This window comes from Pseudomonas sp. Pseusp49 (assembly GCF_059491875.1).
Genome location: NZ_CP168514.1, coordinates 884,491 through 901,457 on the forward strand (window position 1 = coordinate 884,491; position 16,967 = coordinate 901,457).

Consider the following 16,967-nt stretch of genomic DNA (forward strand, 5'->3'; position numbering starts at 1 on the left):
CAATGACTGCAATGACGCACTGTCCGGACCGCCCAGGCCTTGTGCCCCGACTGTCGTCCCATCATCTGTCACGCGAGCGGTTGATCGAGCCCATGCTGGTATCGACCGCGAGGGTGAAGTTGCTTTGCGCACCGCCTGGCAGTGGCAAGAGCGCGTTGCTCACTGAGTGCCTGTTGCGGGCGCCGGAGCACTGTCGGGTCTGTTGGCTGCCGCTGGCGGGGGCGTCGTTGAGTGCTGCCGATTTTCTGTTGCGCCTGACGCAAGCGCTGGATCTGCCCTCGGCGGATGAGTCCGGGCTGCTGGCGCATCTGGCCCGATTACAGACGCCGACCTGGCTGTTTCTGGATGATTACTGCCGCGCACCCAACCCGGAACTCGACCGCATGCTCGATCGCCTGTTGGCCGTCGCCAACCCGGTGCTGACCTGGTGGCTGGGTACCCGTCGTCGACCCTCCTGCAACTGGCCGCGGCTGCTGCTCGATGATGAAGTGTACGAGTGCGAAGGCCGGGCGCTGGCGTTTACCGAGGCCGAGGTCGGGCAGTTGCTCGGTCATGTCGAGCCGACCCTGGCGGCCCAGACGGCCAAGAGGGTGGTTGAGCGCAGTGGTGGCTGGTGCGCGGGTGTGCGGATCGCTTTACTCAATGGTTGCCCGTGGTCGAGTGAGCAGGGGCGTTCGGCAACGTTGCTTGATTATCTGCAGCACGAGTTGTTCAACACCTTGCCGCCGGAGTTGATTGAGGTCTGGCAGGTGTTGGTTCATCTGCCACGCTTCAACGCCAGCTTGTGCGAGCATCTTTTCGGTGCGGGAGAGGGCGCGCAGTGGCTGCACGCGTTGCAGGACATGGGCTGCTTCATTGAGCCTTGGGAGGACTCCGTCGAGTGGTTGCGGATCTTCGAGCCACTGGCCCGGGCAATGGCTGAAGAGCCGACCCCGGCCGGGCGATCCTGGCATCGCCGCGCGTGCCAATGGTTCAGCGCCGAAGAGGACTGGCAAGGTGCGTTCGAGCAGGCGCTGTTGGCGCAGGAGTTCGAAGTGGCGGTCAGTCTGTTGCAGCACTTCAGCCTCGAACATTTGTTCCGGCGTGAAAATATCTGTCTGTTGTTGAAGCTCCATGAGCGTCAACAGGCTGAGCTGACTCTTGTTACACCGCAAGTGGTGGGGCTGGTCAGTGCGGCGTTGTTGTTTGCCGGACGTTTCGATTCGGCCGCCGCGTGCATCGAGCAACTGGCGCGTTTTACCCCGCAGCCCACGCAGGCGCTGCAACGGCAACTGCTGGCACGCTGGCAGGCGCAACAGGGCTGCCTGCTGCATTTGCAAGGCCGTATGGAGGCGGCCCGTACGCACTTTCTCGATGCGCTGGCCGAGCTGGGCGTCGATGCCTGGCCGGCGCGCGTGTTGTGCCTGTCAGGGCTGACCCAGCAGGCGTTGCTCAACGGCGAACTCGATGTGGCACAGACGTTAAATCGTGAGGCGCTGTGCCTGGCGCGCGCCCATGGCTCGCTATTGTTCGAAGGACTGCTTGAACTCGATCACGCACAGTTGCTGGAGATGCGCGGAGCGCCCCGACGTGCCGAGAGCTTGTTGGCTGATACTGTTGCGCTGTTGTCTCAAGAGGCTGATCGACCGACGCCGCTATTGGGGCGAATTGCCCTGCGGCGAGGACGGTTGGCCCTCTGTCAGGGACAAGATGAGCTGGCCGCCGGTTTCTTCCAGTCCGGCCTGGAGGACTGCCTGCAAAGCCAGGACAAGCACGTGCTGTATGGCTTTCTCGGGCAAGCGCAGATGGCCGCCAACCAACGCGATTATGCCCATGCGTTTGATCGTCTGCGCGAAGCCGAGCGGTTGATGCAGCAACGGCAGATCCCTGACACGGTTTATCGCAGCGTACTGCTGCAAATCAGCAGTCATTTCTGGCTGCAACAAGGGCGCCCGGAGTTGGTCCGGGAAGCGCTGACCCGAGTCTTGCGTCATTATCGGGGGGCTCATGCACGCCAGGCACCACCCGCCACACTGCAACTGATTGCGCGTATCGAATACCAGTTGGTGTTGGCCGAGACTCAACTTCAATTGGCGCAAAGTCCATTGGATCGTCTCAAGGTGTTACTCAAGCAGGCGCAACAAAAGGCCATGCTGGCGCTGGAAACGGAGTTGCAATTGGCAATCTGCGAAGTGGCGGACCTGACGGGCGAGCCGGACATGGCTCATGCCGCACTGGATGCCGGCCTGGCCTTGGTGAAGCGTTGTCATGGGCAACAGGCATTGCGTGATTTGAGTTTGCGCCAGCCAAGTCTGATCTGTCGTCTACAGGGAGCGGCGGCAGTGGTCGCCAGGGACACCGATGTCAGTTTGCTGAGTGGGCGAGAGCTTGAAGTACTGGACCTGATTGCCCAAGGCAACTCCAATCAGCAAATCGCCGAACAACTGTTCATTTCGTTGCATACGGTGAAAACCCATGCCCGGCGCATTCACAGCAAGTTGGGTGTGGAACGACGCACGCAGGCAGTTGCCATGGCGAAGAAGTTGGGATTGATAATGCAAGTTTTGTAAGGGTTGGTTTTTAGTCTGGACATGAATTAAAACATACTGTCGCGTGCATAAATAATCGTGTTGATTAGTATGATTGCCGGCGCTGACAGGTTGGAAGTTGGTTGTGCTGTCAGTACATTGATTCGATTCGCCGAGCAGGATGTTCGGCTATTCAAGACAGGAAGTCTGTATGGGCGACAGTTTTTTTTCTTACAGTAAGATTTTGCTTTTGAAGCGCATTCGCGCGGATTTCGCAGTCAAAGTGCTGTTGGTTTCGCGCTTGGGGGAACTCGGGGTCAACCCGTTCAAGACCTATTTGAATACGTTGGTTGATATTGTTGGCACTGACGTCAGCGAATCCAGGACGTTATTCGATGAGACACTGGAGTGGGTTGAAAAAGAGGCACTGCCTAATTATATCCAGGGTATCACCGGGATTTTCAATCGGCAGTATTCTTTCGAACCGGAGCATCGGGCTGAAGGGTTGGACCTGATAGCGTTTGAACGCATCGTAATTGATGTTGTCCGTTGGTTGACCGAAGCGCCCTCAATCAACCTTTCAAAACGTTCGATCAAAGTATCCGGCTTCGAAGAGGTCCATGCGGCGTTGAAGTATCAGCTCCCGGAAATCAATATCGATACCCTGTACTTGACCCACTTTGTCGCAGACGCGGGCGGGCGAAAGATACTTCAATCCCGAAGCCTGGCCGAAGATGTCTTTGCTCATTTTCAAAAGAATGAGATTCCTTACTATCACGGTGAAGGAGTTGGTGTTTATACGGTCGCTTACAGTGCCCAGGAATCTGATTTGCATCCGCAGCTTACAATCAAGGATGTCAGTGATCTGGTGATCGAAATCGCCCCGGACTTTCTGGTCTGAGTGTTTGGTAAAAGCGCTGGCTATGGCAAAAAAATTATAATTATTAATTATGGAGTTTTAGGATATGGAACAACTGACAAAAGAATTGGTTCGGGCCAAGCTGCACGCAAGGCTCAGTGGTCGTGGTATTGATGTCGATAAGGTCTATATAAATGCCGTTGTGTCAGCTGAGGATTTGACGGTTATTTACTCTGAGTCACTGGTGTCGGCGTTTTTTCTTAAGTTGCAGGATGGGGAAGTTCCAAAGTTTGACAGTGAGGATTTGGGGATCTTTTCCGAGCCGTATACGTTTGACCAGGAATATCGATTCGATGGTGTAAAAATTGATGAGCTCAATGAAATGGGTGCAGCCATTGCCCGGGACTTTTTGAGCTGATTGTTTTCATAAAAGCAGTTGTGCCAACCCCCCGCTTGGTTGGCACAGCTTTGGCAGTCAGGTTGCGGAGGTGGCGGGTTCATACCCCATGCGCCAGCTGACCGCACGGCTGGCGGATAACAGGCGTCGCGCCGCCGGCCCGTTTTCATCGGCATGGAACAAGGATGTCGGCCCCACCACCGTCAGCACGGCAACCACTCTGCCCATCGCGTTGAACACCGGTGCCGACAAGGCATCCACCCCTGGCAGCAGCAAACCGTGTACATGGTGCAAACCGCGTGCGCGGATCTGCTCGCACTGGGCTGCGTAGGCCTGATCGTCTGCCAGCACATGGGCTGCGTGGGCCTGCAATTCCTGCACGCGCAGATCCTCGGTCTCGCGTTTCGGCAGGTAGGCGCCAAATACCAGTCCTGTCGAAGAGCTGAGCAGCGGCAACACCGAGCCCAGCTGTGTCACCACCGTCACCGCACGCACTGCCGGTTCGATGTGCACCACGGTCGCGCCCTGATTGCCCCATACCGCCAGAAAGCAGGTTTCGTTCAAGTCATCGCGCAGCTCGGCCAGGGGCAGGGCGGCGACTTTCAACACGTCCATACTGTTGAGTGCTGCCAACCCCACGCGCAAGGCTTCACGGCCCAGGCCGTAATGGTTGGTCGCTGCATTCTGTTCGGCAAACCCGCTGGCGATCAGCGCCTGCAAATAGCGATGGACCTTGCTCGCCGGCATCTGCACGTGTTCGGCCAGGCGCGACAGCGAAGTCGAAGGCGACAACTCGGCAAGAGCCTTGAGGATGTCAGTGCCCACCTCGGCCGAGCGGACTTTCTGTTTACCGTTGTTGTCGCTGGTTTTTTCCATGGTGGCTGGGATCCCGGGACGAATGGGCGTCTTTATAGCTTGACGGTCAATACCAATCAAATTACGTTATGCGTAATCAAATTACGATAAAAATAACCCAGGCGTGCCTCGACCTCTGCAACAGAGTGAGCGGCCACTGCCGACTCCCTGTTCAGGAGGCTCCATGAACCCCGATTCAACGATGCCAGCGCTGGCCTACCTGTCAGGCTTCGGCAACGAATTCAGCAGCGAAGCCTTGCCCGGCGCACTGCCTGTTGGCCAGAACTCCCCGCAAAAAGCCCCGTACGGTCTCTACACCGAACTGTTCTCCGGCACGGCGTTCACCATGCCGCGCAGCGAGGCGCGGCGGACGTGGATGTACCGCATTCAGCCGTCGGCCAATCACCCGGCATTCGTCAAGCTGGACCGGCAACTGGCCGGCGGCCCGCTGGGTGAGGTAACCCCCAACCGCCTGCGCTGGAACCCGCTGGACATTCCCGCCGAGCCGACCGATTTCATCGACGGCCTGGTGAGCATGGCCGCCAACTCAGGCGCGGAAAAACCGGCCGGTATCAGCATCTACAATTACCGTGCGAACCGTTCCATGGAGCGTGTGTTCTTCAATGCCGACGGCGAGATGTTGCTGGTGCCTGAACTGGGGCGCCTGCGCATTGCCACCGAACTGGGCGTGCTTGAACTGGAACCGCTGGAAATTGCCGTGCTGCCACGCGGTCTTAAATTCCGCATCGAACTGCTCGACCCGCAGGCCCGTGGTTATGTCGCCGAAAACCATGGCGCGCCGCTGCGTCTGCCGGACCTGGGGCCGATTGGCAGCAATGGCCTGGCCAATCCGCGGGACTTCCTGACCCCGGTGGCGGCCTACGAGAACCTGCAACAACCCACCACGCTGGTGCAGAAATTCCTTGGCCAGATGTGGGCGTGCGAGCTCAATCATTCGCCGCTCAACGTGGTTGCCTGGCACGGTAACAACGTGCCGTACAAATATGACCTGCGCCGTTTCAACACCATTGGCACCGTCAGTTTCGATCACCCCGATCCGTCGATCTTCACCGTGCTGACTTCGCCGACCAGCGTCCATGGCCTGGCCAACCTCGACTTCGTGATCTTCCCGCCGCGCTGGATGGTGGCCGAGAAAACCTTCCGTCCACCGTGGTTCCACCGCAACCTGATGAACGAATTCATGGGTTTGATCCAGGGCGAATACGACGCCAAGGCCGAAGGCTTTGTGCCCGGCGGTGCGTCCTTGCACAGCTGCATGAGCGCCCACGGTCCCGACGGAGAGACGTGCACCAAAGCCGTCAACGCAGACCTCAAACCGGCGAAAATCGACAACACCATGGCATTCATGTTCGAGACCAGCCAGGTATTGCGTCCGAGCCGTTTCGCCCTCGATTGCCCACAACTGCAAAACACTTACGATGCCTGCTGGGCAACGCTGCCCGCCACTTTCGACCCGACCCGGAGATAACCCATGACGCAGACTTCCATCACTCGCAGCTGGGTTGCATCCGCCAACGACCATGCGGATTTCCCCCTGCAAAACCTGCCGCTGGGCGTGTTCAGCCTCAACGGCTCGGCACCGCGCAGTGGCGTGGCCATCGGCGAACACATCTTTGACCTGCAAGCGGCCCTGGAGGCCGGGTTGTTCGATGGCGCTGCGAAAGCTGCGGTCGAAGCGACCCTTGGCGGTCAGTTGAATGCCTTCTTCGAACTGGGGCGTGAGGCTCGCGTCGCGTTGCGCGAGCGTTTGCTGGAACTGTTCGCCGAGGGCAGCACCCTGCACGGCAAGATCGAAGCCCAGGGCGCAAGACTGCTGCCGCTGGCGGCGGATTGCGAGATGCACCTGCCGGCAAAAATCAATGATTACACCGACTTCTACGTCGGCATCGAGCACGCGCAGAACGTCGGCAAACTGTTCCGTCCCGACAACCCCTTGCTGCCGAACTACAAATACGTGCCAATCGGCTACCACGGTCGTGCGTCGACCATTCGCCCGTCCGGTACCGACGTCCGCCGCCCGAAAGGCCAGACTTTGCCGGCCGGTCAGAGCGAGCCGACGTTCGGCCCTTGTGCGCGCCTGGACTACGAACTGGAGCTGGGCATCTGGATCGGCCAGGGCAACGACATGGGCGACTCGATTGCCATCGGCGACGCCGCCGATCACATCGCCGGTTTCTGCCTGCTCAACGACTGGTCGGCACGGGACATCCAGGCCTGGGAATACCAGCCTTTGGGGCCGTTCCTGTCGAAAAGCTTCATCACCAGCATCTCGCCGTGGGTCGTCACCGCCGAAGCGCTGGAGCCGTTCCGTCGTGCCCAGCCTGCGCGTCCGCAAGGCGATCCGCAGCCGCTGCCGTACCTGCTCGACAAGCGCGATCAGGCCGCCGGCGGGTTCGACATCGAGCTGGAAGTGCTGCTGCTCACCGAGGCCATGCGCGAGCAGAACCTGCCGGCCCATCGCCTGACCCTGAGCAACACACAGCACATGTACTGGACCGTGGCGCAAATGGTTGCGCACCACAGCGTCAACGGCTGCCAATTGCAGGCCGGTGACCTGTTCGGTTCGGGCACCTTGTCGGGGCCGGAGAACGGTCAGTTCGGCAGCCTGCTGGAAATCACCGAAGGCGGTAAGAAACCGATCGAACTGGCCTCGGGCGAGGTACGCAAGTTCCTTGAAGACGGTGACGAAATCATCCTGCGTGGCCGTTGCCGTCGCGACGGTTTCGCGTCCATCGGTTTCGGTGAGTGCCGCGGCAAAGTGCTGCCGGCGCGCTGAGAGGAGCGGGGCATGGAACTCTATACTTACTACCGTTCGACGTCCTCGTACCGGGTGCGTATCGCGCTGGCGCTCAAGGGCCTGGATTATCAATCCTTGCCGGTCAACCTGATCGCACCCCAGGGCGGTGAACATCGACAGCAGCCTTATCTGGGCATCAACCCACAGGGCCGCGTGCCGGCCTTGCGTACCGATGAAGGCGAGTTGCTGATCCAGTCTCCCGCGATCATCGAATACCTGGAGGAACGTTATCCACAGGTACCACTGCTGTCCAAAGACCTCGTCACCCGCGCACATGAGCGTGGCGTGGCGGCAGTGATCGGCTGCGATGTTCACCCGCTGCACAACGTCAGCGTGCTCAACCGGCTGCGCCAGTCGGGCCACGACGAACCGCAGGTGGTGGAGTGGATCGGTCACTGGGTCGGCCAGGGCCTGGCCACGGTAGAGCAGTTGATCGGCGATGACGGTTACTGCTTCGGCCACGAGCCGGGGCTGGCGGACGTCTACCTGATCCCGCAGTTGTACGCGGCCGAGCGTTTCAATGTTTCTCTTGAGGCTTATCCTCGGATTCGTCGCGTGGCGGCGTTGGCGGCGACGCACCCGGCGTTCATCCAGGCGCATCCGGCGAATCAGCCAGACACGCCTTGAATCAGAAGCGGCGTTAAAAGATCGCAGCCTGCGGCAGCTCCTACCCCGATCCTCGTAGGAGCTGCCGCAGGCTGCGATCTTTTGCGTTTAATGGACGACGGCATTCGGCGGCAGATGCCCCAGCCGTTCCGTGAGGCGAATCCGCTGGATGGGATCGTCGCTGAGCAGCAGTGCGTGTTCCAGGTCAAAACGCTCGGCGTTGGGGCAGTCCAGCCGTTGATACAGGCTGGCCCGGGCCAGATAGTCGGCGCTACTGGCATTGCCCAGTTCCAGGACGCGCCCGGCGTCGATCAGGGCATTGATGAAGTCGTCGTGGGACAGGTACAACTGGCGCAGGTTGCGCGACAGCCGTTGCAGCATCTGCACCGGTTCGGCGGTGACCAGATGGTCGGCGCTGAGCTTCATGTTCGGGCCATACTGGCGGTGCAACAACTCTCGGCAATCGTTCGGATAAAGTCGACGACCGCCGCAGGGATCGAGCAAATGATCGGCGCCCGGCACCCGCAGCAGGAAATGCCCGGGAAAGTTGACCCCGACCATGGGGATCTCCAGGCCCCTGGCCAACTCCAGTGCAATCAACCCCAGCGTCAAGGGTTGCCCTCGTCGGCGTTCCAGTACCTTGTCGAGCAGTGCCACCTGCGGGCGCAAGGGTGTGAAGTCGTCCTGGGCAAAGCCCAGGTCGTTCATGCGCCGCAATAGCGGTTGGGCCAGTTCACTGACCGGCAGCATCGGCAAGCCAGCGCTGATCCGTTGCTGCAACTCCTGGAAATCGGCCAGTACCGCTTGTGGGTTCACTTCGCCGTCATGCTCGACCGCAATCCATAGCGCCGCCTCGAACAGCGCGGGCGGTGAACGTTGCAGGCAGGCGAAGAACGATTGGCGCGGGGTCATCAAAATCTCCGGGCAATGCCTCGTTTTAGTCCCCTCTCCGGCATTCGTCCAGTGCCGTACAAGCGCGAATTCCGGTTATTTCCGAAAGCCTGCATTGCGGTCGCGCTTATTCCGGTGCGCTTCTGCAATTTTCGGGCGCAAGCCTATACTGGCGTCTACAAGAAGTGATTCGGGAGCCTTACGATGTTCGCTCTCATGCAAAGCACTCGCCTTGAATCGCTGCATCTGAGCGTTGACCCGGTCACCGGGTTAAAGGCGGTCATTGCCATTCATAACAGCCGACTGGGGCCTGCCCTGGGTGGTTGTCGTTATCTTGCCTATCCCAGCGACGAGTCTGCGGTCGAGGATGCGGTGCGCCTGGCCCAAGGCATGAGTTACAAGGCGGCACTGGCCGGCCTGGCCCAGGGCGGCGGCGTGGCGGTGATCATTCGCCCCGTTCATGTGGCCAACCGCGCCGCACTGTTCGAAGCCTTCGGGCGCTGTATCAATCAGCTGGACGGGCGCTACATCACGGCCATCGACAGCGGCACCTCAGTGGCGGACATGGATTGCATCGCCCAACAGACCCAACACGTCACCAGCACCACCTCGGCAGGTGACCCGGCGCCGCACGCGGCGATGGGCGTATTCACCGGCATTCGCGCCACTGCGATGGCGAGACTGGGCAGCGATAACCTCGAAGGCCTGCGCGTCGCCATTCAAGGCCTGGGCAACGTCGGTTATGCCCTGGCAGAACAGTTGCACGCCGCTGGGGCCGAACTACTGGTCAGCGATATCGATCACGGCAAGGTACAACTGGCGATGGAACAACTCGGGGCTCACCCCATTGCCAACGACGCACTGCTCAGCACGCCTTGCGATATTCTGGCGCCATGCGGGTTGGGCGGGGTGCTGAACAGCCACAGCGTGACGCAATTGCGCTGCTCGGCAGTGGCCGGCTCGGCGAACAATCAGCTGACGCATCTGGATGTTGCCGACCAATTGGAACGTCGCGGCATCCTGTACGCTCCGGATTACGTGATCAACGCTGGCGGGCTGATCTACGTGTCGCTCAAGCACCGTGGCGAAGAACTGTCGACCATCACCGCACACCTGTCGAAAATCAGCTCGCGCCTGACCGAGGTGTTTGCCCACGCCCAGGCGGAAAAACGTTCGCCGGCTCGGGTGGCGGACGAGTTGGCGGAAAAGGTGCTGTATCGATAATAAGATCAAAAGATCGCAGCCTTCGGCAGCTCCCTGTAGGAGCTGCCGAAGGCTGCGATCTTTTGATCTTCGGACATGAAAAAGGCCCTGACTCCATCGGACTCAGGGCCTATTCAATTCGGGTGTCGCTTATTTTGCTGTTTTCGCAGCCTTGGCTGGCTTGGCCGGGGCAACCGGCTCAGCGTTTGCCTCTTCCACAGGAGCGGCCACTGCAACCGGCGCGGCGACTTCAACAGGTGCCACAAGCAGTTCGGACAGGGCGTCCGGCTGGCTCTTGAACGCCTTGGCGAACACATCGCGATTCTTCGCCATGTAGATCCCGGCTTCTTCCACTTGCTGCTCGGTCAGGGACGGAACGGCTTTTTGCAACACTTCAGCCAGCAATTCGGCCAGTTCGAGCATTTTGTCATGACGGTCAGCTTCGGCTTTATCCATGAACAAGCGCTCCAGATCTCGGCTGCTGCGGTATACCACTTCGACGGCCATTCACCACCTCACATGCCTTCACATTGGTTGTCGGTTTCGACTACTGTATCTATATACAGCTAAAGGATAAGCGAAACCCTGTCTTTTGGGTAGTGGCTTTTTAATGTAGACCGGTTTCGACATTTGTCAGGCGAGCCCCCGCACAGGTGCGACCAAACGCCACGGCGCGTAATCCGGAACGGCTAGCCATCATGGGCTGGCCTTTTTTCTGCATGCAGAAAAACCGTCACGTCCAACCCGCATCATCCGGTCGAACCGACCTAAGGAAGCATCATCGTGAAAATCAACTGGGCCGAAAAACTGCGGCAGAGCGTGCATGAACTGGCCGAGTCCCTGGGCAATCTGTTCGTCGAGACCTTTCATTACCTGGCGCTGTTCGCCATCGGTGCGGTGACCGCGTGGGCGGCGGTGATGGAATTTCTCGGGATGATCGAAGAGGGGCACATCAAGATCGATGACATCCTGCTGCTGTTCATCTACCTGGAGCTGGGGGCGATGGTCGGGATTTACTTCAAGACCAACCACATGCCCGTGCGCTTCCTGATCTACGTGGCGATCACCGCGCTGACGCGGTTGCTGATTTCCAACGTTTCGCACCACAACCCGCCGGACCTGGGGATTATTTACCTGTGCGGCGGGATCCTGCTGTTGGCGTTTGCGATTCTGGTGGTGCGTTACGCTTCGTCGCAGTTTCCCTCGGTGAAGATCGAAAACCCGCAACGCAAGACCGGCGCGGGTTCCAGTGAACATCCAGAGGTCGAGAAGGGCGAAATCTAGAGCCCGAGCGTGGGGCGCAGCCGCCCTTTGAGGGGAGGGGGCGGCAAGGCCGGTCCGCTGCCGGTGGTCATGGCTTCGAGGATGGCCACGGCGCTGTCGCCCTGTTCGATGGCAATGCCGAACTGAATGCTTTGAACCAGGCGCTTGAGGCGCTGGGGGTCATTGCGTTGTTCGGCGCTGATCATGCGTTTGGCCACCACGCGGCCATTGTTGGATAGGGTCAGCATGATGCTGCCGTCCAGGCCCTGAATGCTCAGGTTGATCTGGTAATCCGCTGCAAAGGCATCGGTTATGAGCTGGAAAGGGTTGTCCATGATGCGTCACCGCCTGATTGAACGTGCAGTTGTTGACCGGCCGTGATCAGGTTGGTTCGCACTGCCAGACCATCGGCCATCTCGCCATCATTGTTCCAGCAGGGAAGTAGCAAGGCCCATGCCGGAAAAATTGTCGGACAAAAAACAGGTTCTGTAGGAGCGAGCCTGCTCGCGATGGTCGTCAACGATAACGCGTAAACCCAGACACCCCACGGTGCCTTTTGGTTTTTCGCGAGCAAGCTCGCTCCTACAGGGAGCCGCGTTTTCTGCACGTTTCAGGGCAATAACGGCGGGCGTGCAACCAAAAGGGTCAACACTCCACCCAGTTCACCGCCAGACCGCCCCGTGACGTCTCCTTGTACTTGTCGTGCATGTCGGCTCCGGTATCGCGCATGGTGCGGATCACCCGGTCCAGGGAAATGAAGTGCTTGCCGTCACCGCGCAGGGCCATTTGCGTGGCGTTGATGGCTTTCACGGCGGCGATGGCGTTGCGTTCGATGCACGGCACTTGCACCAGTCCGCCCACCGGGTCGCAAGTGAGGCCAAGGTTGTGTTCCAGACCGATTTCAGCGGCGTTTTCCAACTGTTCCGGGCTGGCGCCCAGTACCTCTGCCAGGCCCGCGGCGGCCATGGCGCAGGCGGAACCGACTTCGCCCTGGCAACCGACTTCGGCCCCCGAGATCGATGCGTTTTTCTTGCACAGGATGCCAACAGCGGCTGCACCCAGGAAGAACGCGACCACGTCGTCGTCAGACGCATCGGCATTGAATTTCATGTAGTAGTGCAGCACCGCCGGGATGATGCCCGCTGCGCCGTTGGTCGGCGCCGTGACCATGCGCCCGCCTGCCGCGTTTTCTTCGTTCACGGCAAGGGCGTACAGGTTGACCCATTCCATCGCCGACAAGGTGGAGGTGATGACATTCGGCTTGCCGATTTCCTGCAGGCTGCGATGCAGTTTCGCTGCTCGACGTGGAACATTCAGGCCGCCGGGCAGGATGCCTTCGTGACGCAAGCCCTGCTCGACGCATTCGCGCATCACCGACCAGATGTGCAACAGGCCCTCGCGGATCTCGGCATCCCCACGCCATGCCCGTTCGTTGGCCATCATCAGTTCACTGACCCGCAGCCCGTGTTTGTTGCACAGCTTGAGCAGTTCGGCGGCGCTGGAGAAATCGTAAGGCAGCACCACATCGCCGGCCGGTGCGATCCCGGACTCGGCTTCGGCCGCTTCGATGATGAAACCGCCGCCCACCGAGTAATAGGTTTGCTCGAACAGCTCGCCGGTTTCACTGAATGCCGTCAGGGACATGGCATTGGGGTGGTAGGGCAGGCTCTCGTCAAGCAGCAGGAGATCGCGTCGCCAGTCGAAGGCAATGTCCACAACGCCTGCCAGACTCAAATTTCCGGTTTCGCGCAGGGTGTGAATGCGACTGTCGATGGTGGTCGGATCGATGCTGTCGGGCCATTCGCCCATCAGGCCCATGATGCAGGCGCGGTCCGTCGCGTGACCGACGCCGGTCGCCGACAGAGAGCCGTAAAGGCGAATCTCCACGCGTCGCACGTCCGTCAGAAAACCCTGTTCGAGCAGTTGTTGAGCGAAGGTCGCGGCGGCGCGCATCGGACCGACGGTATGGGAGCTGGACGGGCCGATGCCGACTTTGAAGAGATCGAAAACACTGATAGCCATGCTAAAGCCTGTACAAGCAATGGAAGAGGAATCGCCGCCATTTTTGTAGGACAAGCGCTATGTCGGCGATACTGCCCGCCAAGGTTCTACGTGACCAACGAAATTTCCTAAGACATCCTTTAGCAGGACTAAACGATGAGCCGTCAATTACATGCCCAGACCTATGTCTGGCTGAACGTGTTTGCCTGTGCCGCGCGGCACCTGTCGTTCACCCGCTGCGCTGAAGAACTGCACATCACACCGGGGGCGGTCAGCCAGCAGATCCGCCAGCTGGAAGAGCGCCTGGGCTTTCGCCTGTTTCACCGCCGTGCCCGTGGCGTGGAGCTGAGCGCCGAGGGCCAGCGCCTGGCCATTACCGTCAACGAGGCCTTTGGCAGCATCGACGCGGAGTTGCGGCGACTGGATGCGGGCATGATCAGCGGGATTCTGCGGGTGCGTTCGATTCCGTCATTCCTGAGTAAATGGCTGACGCCGCGCCTGCCGCGCTTGCAGCAGCGCTTTCCGGACATCCAGTTGCGCCTGGTGGCCGAGGACAGCAGCGTGCCGTTGCATGAAGGCGACTTCGACCTGGCAATCGACCTGAACGACGGCAGCTACCCGGGCCTGTTATCCACAGCCTTGCTCGATGAACAGATTTTTCCGGTGTGTGCGCCGAGCCTGTTGCGTGGCCGTCCGCCGCTGCACGGTCCGGCAGACCTGATGCATTTTCCGTTGTTGCACGACATCACCGCCTGGCGCGGCAGCTACGAATATGCGGAATGGGAGTTTTATCTCAACGCCATCGGCTTCGAAGGGGCGGATGTTCGACGCGGGCATACCTTCAATCGCAATCACCTGACCATCGAAGCGGCCATCGCCGGGATGGGCGTGGCGATTGCCCGACGAACGCTGCTCAATGATGAACTGGAACGGGGGGCGTTGATCGTGCCGTTTGGCCTGGCGGTGCCCAATCACAAGCGCTACATGCTGCTTTACGCACCGGGGGCATTGAGCCATCCGGGTGTGCGCGCGGTGCACGATTGGTTGGTGGAGGAGGCGGGGGCTTTTCGCAGCCTGCACCCGTTGGGGGAGCAGCAAATGTGAGCAATTGTTACGCAAGAGCAGGGCGACCCAACTCCCGACCTTAACAGCGCTTTTACCCGTTGTCCGGCTTTTTTTGCGATTGAAAATTTATCTTTTTTTAGGGGTTGAATTGTTCAGCGTACAGACCGATTGTGTAACCAAGAGGTCACGGTGATGACGCCCAAGGGCTTAGCTGACCGGCCTCTCGCGAGCTAGCTGAAATAAGGGATGAACTATGCAAATCCAAGTCAATAGCGATAACCATATTCAAGGCAGTAAACGACTGGAGGAGTGGGTACGTACGACCATTGAGAGCACGCTCGAACGCTACGAAGAGGACCTGACACGCGTCGAGGTTCACCTGCGGGACGAGAACGGCGACAAGCCGGGTCCCCACGACATGCGCTGCCAGCTGGAGGCGCGGCCAAAAGGCCATCAACCGGTTTCCGTCACCCATAAGGCCTCCACCATGGAGCAGGCGATCGACGGAGCAGCCACCAAACTTGAACATGCGCTGGAGCATATGTTCGGCAAATTACGCGGCAAACGAGCAAATGTGGTGCCCATCGAGAGTGGCGCCCATGCCGACCAGCTGCTGGAAGAAGAGTTTCTGGAAAACGAACAGGCGGCGCTTAACGGCTGATACCTGATTCACTTTTTACCTTCCCATCAGAACGGGCCTGCATTGCAGGCCCGTTTTTGTTTAGGTGGCTTTTGGATGCCATGGTCATTGGCATGGGCTATGGGACAGCCAGGTTTGCGATGAGCCAATCTTTTTGCATATGAGAATATTTATCATTAATATTGCGGCCTTGCCGGACCCCTGACGCTGTCGTGGCCTCCCCGGTTTTCAGGTCGAAACATGAACGATGATGACTCTCCCACCCGACTCCCACGATATCGAGCGTGATCAACAGCGCGGCGACCGCGCGCATTTTCTCCAGGTGTTTCTCTCCCAGCGTTCGCAAATGGAAGCGCTGGTAAGTCGGCGTGTCGGCTGCAGCGCGACGGCGGCGGACCTGGTTCAGGACTTGTTCCTGCGTTTCTGGCGGCGGCCGTTGGTGCAAGTCGAGGAACTCAGTACCTACCTGTTGCGCTGCGCCGGCAACATCGCCATCGATCATTTGCGCAGTGAAGGCACCCGGGTGCGGGCCAGCGAAGGCATGCTGGTGGAATCTTCGGACAGCCATGGCAGCGGACCACAAGCGGCGCTGGAGGCGGGCAATGATCTGCGCCACGTCGAAAGCGCATTGCGCGCGTTACCGCAGCGCACGCGGCAGATCTTTCTGCTCAATCGCATTCACGGCCGTAAATACGCCGAGATCGCCAAGGCCATGGGCTTGTCCCAGAGTGCCGTGGAAAAACATATGATGCGCGCCCTCGAAGCTTGCAAGGCCAGCCTTCGGGAACCCGAACCGCGTACGCCAGGGAAAGCACCGTGAACCACTTCGAACGCGTCACCCCGACGCCCGCTCAGGAACAGGCAGCGCTGGCCTGGCTGAGTCTGTTGCATGACCAGCCCAGCAGTGCTGATCAGGCGACTTTCAGTCATTGGTTGCAGGCCGATCCCGCCCATGCCGAGGCCTATGCCCGGGCGCAGGTCTTGTGGGAGCTGAGCGAAGGACCGGCGCGCACGCTGGCCGATGAAGATGCCCTGGCCTTGCAGAGTTATCTCGACGCCATGGACAAGTCTCGGCGCAGCGTGGTCGGGCGCTGGTCCGGTTCGCTGGCGATGGCGGCGTGTCTGCTGCTGATGGTCTGTGTCGGTACAGGCTGGCAGCCATCGCGCTGGATCGATGACTTGGGCGCGGACTTCGTCTCGGCACCGGGGGAAATCCGCACCGTCACTCTGGCCGATCAGTCGCAGGTGACACTGGATGCCGACAGTGCCATCGCCGTGGATTTCAGTCGCGGCGAGCGGCATGTGCAACTGCGTCGTGGCGCCGGGTTTTTCAGCGTTACTCACACCGGTGAGCCGTTTGTGGTGGACGCCGAGAAAGGCCAGGCGCGCGTCCTGGGCACGCAGTTCGAAATCCGTTTGCAACCCCACGGTGCACAGGTCACGGTGCTGTCCGGGCGAGTCGGGGTGACGGCGGACCAGGACGCCGAACAGCAAATCCTCACCGCCGGACAGCAAGTCACCTACGGCGATGGCACGGCGCAAAAGCTCCACGCGGTGGATAGCGAAGCGCAGTTGGCCTGGCGCCAGGGCTGGCTCAATTACTACAAGGCGACGCTGGCCGATGTGGTGCGGGATCTGGGGCGCTATTACCCCGGACGGATCGTGTTGCTCAACGATGAACTGGCGGCACGCCGGGTCAGTGGCAGCTTCCCGAGCAGGAATCCGCAGGCGGTGTTGAGTTCGTTGCAGGGAGTGATGGGGTTTGAGCAGCATCAGGTGTTGGGGCATCTGATTATTTTGCGTTGAAGCGACTGGCCATTTCGCGAGCAAGCCCGCTCCCACAGGTTTTGAGTCGACCACCA

The 16,967-nt window shown here is 59.8% G+C and carries 16 protein-coding genes and 1 pseudogene; 12 read left to right on the top strand and 5 right to left on the bottom strand.

What is annotated here, in order from left to right:
• Positions 1-2 precede the first annotated feature (2 nt).
• The 3 genes from ACEN83_RS03825 (at position 3) to ACEN83_RS03835 (ending at position 3,784) form a co-directional block, all read left to right on the top strand.
• Positions 3-2,549 (top strand): LuxR C-terminal-related transcriptional regulator, encoded by a 2,547-nt coding sequence (locus ACEN83_RS03825; protein WP_495579533.1) that lies wholly within the window; start codon positions 3-5, stop codon positions 2,547-2,549.
• 169 nt (positions 2,550-2,718) lie between these two features.
• Entirely contained in the window at positions 2,719-3,408 is a 690-nt protein-coding gene (locus ACEN83_RS03830) for a hypothetical protein (protein ID WP_495579534.1), read from the top strand.
• A 64-nt stretch (positions 3,409-3,472) separates the two neighbouring features.
• Complete coding sequence (locus tag ACEN83_RS03835) at positions 3,473-3,784, top strand: hypothetical protein (RefSeq protein ID WP_007970328.1); 312 nt, start codon at positions 3,473-3,475, stop codon at positions 3,782-3,784.
• Positions 3,785-3,841: 57 nt separating this feature from the next.
• Here ACEN83_RS03835 and ACEN83_RS03840 read toward each other — a convergent pair whose 3' ends face one another.
• Complete coding sequence (locus ACEN83_RS03840; RefSeq protein WP_495579535.1) at positions 3,842-4,639, bottom strand: IclR family transcriptional regulator; 798 nt, start codon at positions 4,637-4,639, stop codon at positions 3,842-3,844.
• A gap of 163 nt (positions 4,640-4,802) precedes the next feature.
• Between ACEN83_RS03840 and hmgA the strand changes: the two genes are divergently transcribed.
• From hmgA to maiA, 3 genes are read left to right on the top strand one after another with little or no spacing between them, the layout of a single operon-like run.
• Entirely contained in the window at positions 4,803-6,107 is a 1,305-nt protein-coding gene (gene hmgA / locus ACEN83_RS03845) for a homogentisate 1,2-dioxygenase (RefSeq protein ID WP_495579536.1), read from the top strand.
• Between the two features lie 3 nt (positions 6,108-6,110).
• Positions 6,111-7,415, top strand: coding sequence for a fumarylacetoacetase (gene fahA / locus ACEN83_RS03850; RefSeq protein ID WP_495579537.1), 1,305 nt, complete (start codon positions 6,111-6,113; stop codon positions 7,413-7,415).
• Positions 7,416-7,427: 12 nt separating this feature from the next.
• A complete protein-coding gene (gene maiA / locus ACEN83_RS03855) occupies positions 7,428-8,063 on the top strand; it encodes a maleylacetoacetate isomerase (protein ID WP_495579538.1) in 636 nt (211 codons plus the stop codon).
• Positions 8,064-8,150: 87 nt separating this feature from the next.
• Here the strand turns inward: maiA and ACEN83_RS03860 are convergent, their stop codons facing one another.
• A complete protein-coding gene (locus tag ACEN83_RS03860) occupies positions 8,151-8,954 on the bottom strand; it encodes a SirB1 family protein (RefSeq protein WP_495579539.1) in 804 nt (267 codons plus the stop codon).
• 183 nt (positions 8,955-9,137) lie between these two features.
• Between ACEN83_RS03860 and ACEN83_RS03865 the strand changes: the two genes are divergently transcribed.
• Positions 9,138-10,157 carry a Glu/Leu/Phe/Val dehydrogenase family protein gene (locus ACEN83_RS03865; protein ID WP_007970336.1) on the top strand — a complete coding sequence of 340 codons (1,020 nt, stop codon included), beginning with the start codon at positions 9,138-9,140 and terminating at the stop codon, positions 10,155-10,157.
• 246 nt (positions 10,158-10,403) lie between these two features.
• Here the strand turns inward: ACEN83_RS03865 and ACEN83_RS03870 are convergent.
• A pseudogene (locus tag ACEN83_RS03870) lies at positions 10,404-10,643 on the bottom strand (YebG family protein); the annotation flags it as partial.
• Between the two features lie 276 nt (positions 10,644-10,919).
• Here ACEN83_RS03870 and ACEN83_RS03875 point away from each other — a divergent pair.
• Positions 10,920-11,420 carry a phosphate-starvation-inducible protein PsiE gene (locus ACEN83_RS03875; RefSeq protein ID WP_007970338.1) on the top strand — a complete coding sequence of 167 codons (501 nt, stop codon included), beginning with the start codon at positions 10,920-10,922 and terminating at the stop codon, positions 11,418-11,420.
• On the opposite strand, the gene ACEN83_RS03880 is transcribed toward ACEN83_RS03875, so the two are convergent.
• Together ACEN83_RS03880 and ACEN83_RS03885 are read right to left on the bottom strand one after the other, a co-directional pair.
• Complete coding sequence (locus tag ACEN83_RS03880) at positions 11,417-11,734, bottom strand: DUF3509 domain-containing protein (RefSeq protein ID WP_007970339.1); 318 nt, start codon at positions 11,732-11,734, stop codon at positions 11,417-11,419. The two genes, ACEN83_RS03875 and ACEN83_RS03880, sit on opposite strands and share 4 nt — an antisense overlap.
• A 310-nt stretch (positions 11,735-12,044) precedes the next feature.
• Positions 12,045-13,421 carry an L-serine ammonia-lyase gene (locus ACEN83_RS03885; RefSeq protein WP_495579540.1) on the bottom strand — a complete coding sequence of 459 codons (1,377 nt, stop codon included), beginning with the start codon at positions 13,419-13,421 and terminating at the stop codon, positions 12,045-12,047.
• A gap of 135 nt (positions 13,422-13,556) precedes the next feature.
• On the opposite strand from ACEN83_RS03885, the gene ACEN83_RS03890 reads away from it, so the two are divergent.
• From ACEN83_RS03890 to ACEN83_RS03905, 4 genes are all read left to right on the top strand, one after another.
• Positions 13,557-14,504, top strand: a complete 948-nt coding sequence (locus ACEN83_RS03890) for a LysR substrate-binding domain-containing protein (protein WP_056728454.1) — start codon at positions 13,557-13,559, stop codon at positions 14,502-14,504.
• 214 nt (positions 14,505-14,718) lie between these two features.
• Positions 14,719-15,126 carry an HPF/RaiA family ribosome-associated protein gene (locus tag ACEN83_RS03895; RefSeq protein ID WP_007970346.1) on the top strand — a complete coding sequence of 136 codons (408 nt, stop codon included), beginning with the start codon at positions 14,719-14,721 and terminating at the stop codon, positions 15,124-15,126.
• 226 nt (positions 15,127-15,352) lie between these two features.
• On the top strand, positions 15,353-15,925 hold the full coding sequence (locus tag ACEN83_RS03900; RefSeq protein WP_495579541.1) for an RNA polymerase sigma factor: 573 nt from the start codon (positions 15,353-15,355) through the stop codon (positions 15,923-15,925).
• Entirely contained in the window at positions 15,922-16,911 is a 990-nt protein-coding gene (locus tag ACEN83_RS03905) for a FecR family protein (RefSeq protein WP_495579542.1), read from the top strand. Before ACEN83_RS03900 ends, ACEN83_RS03905 begins: the two co-directional genes overlap by 4 nt.
• The last annotated feature ends 56 nt before the right edge of the window (positions 16,912-16,967 follow it).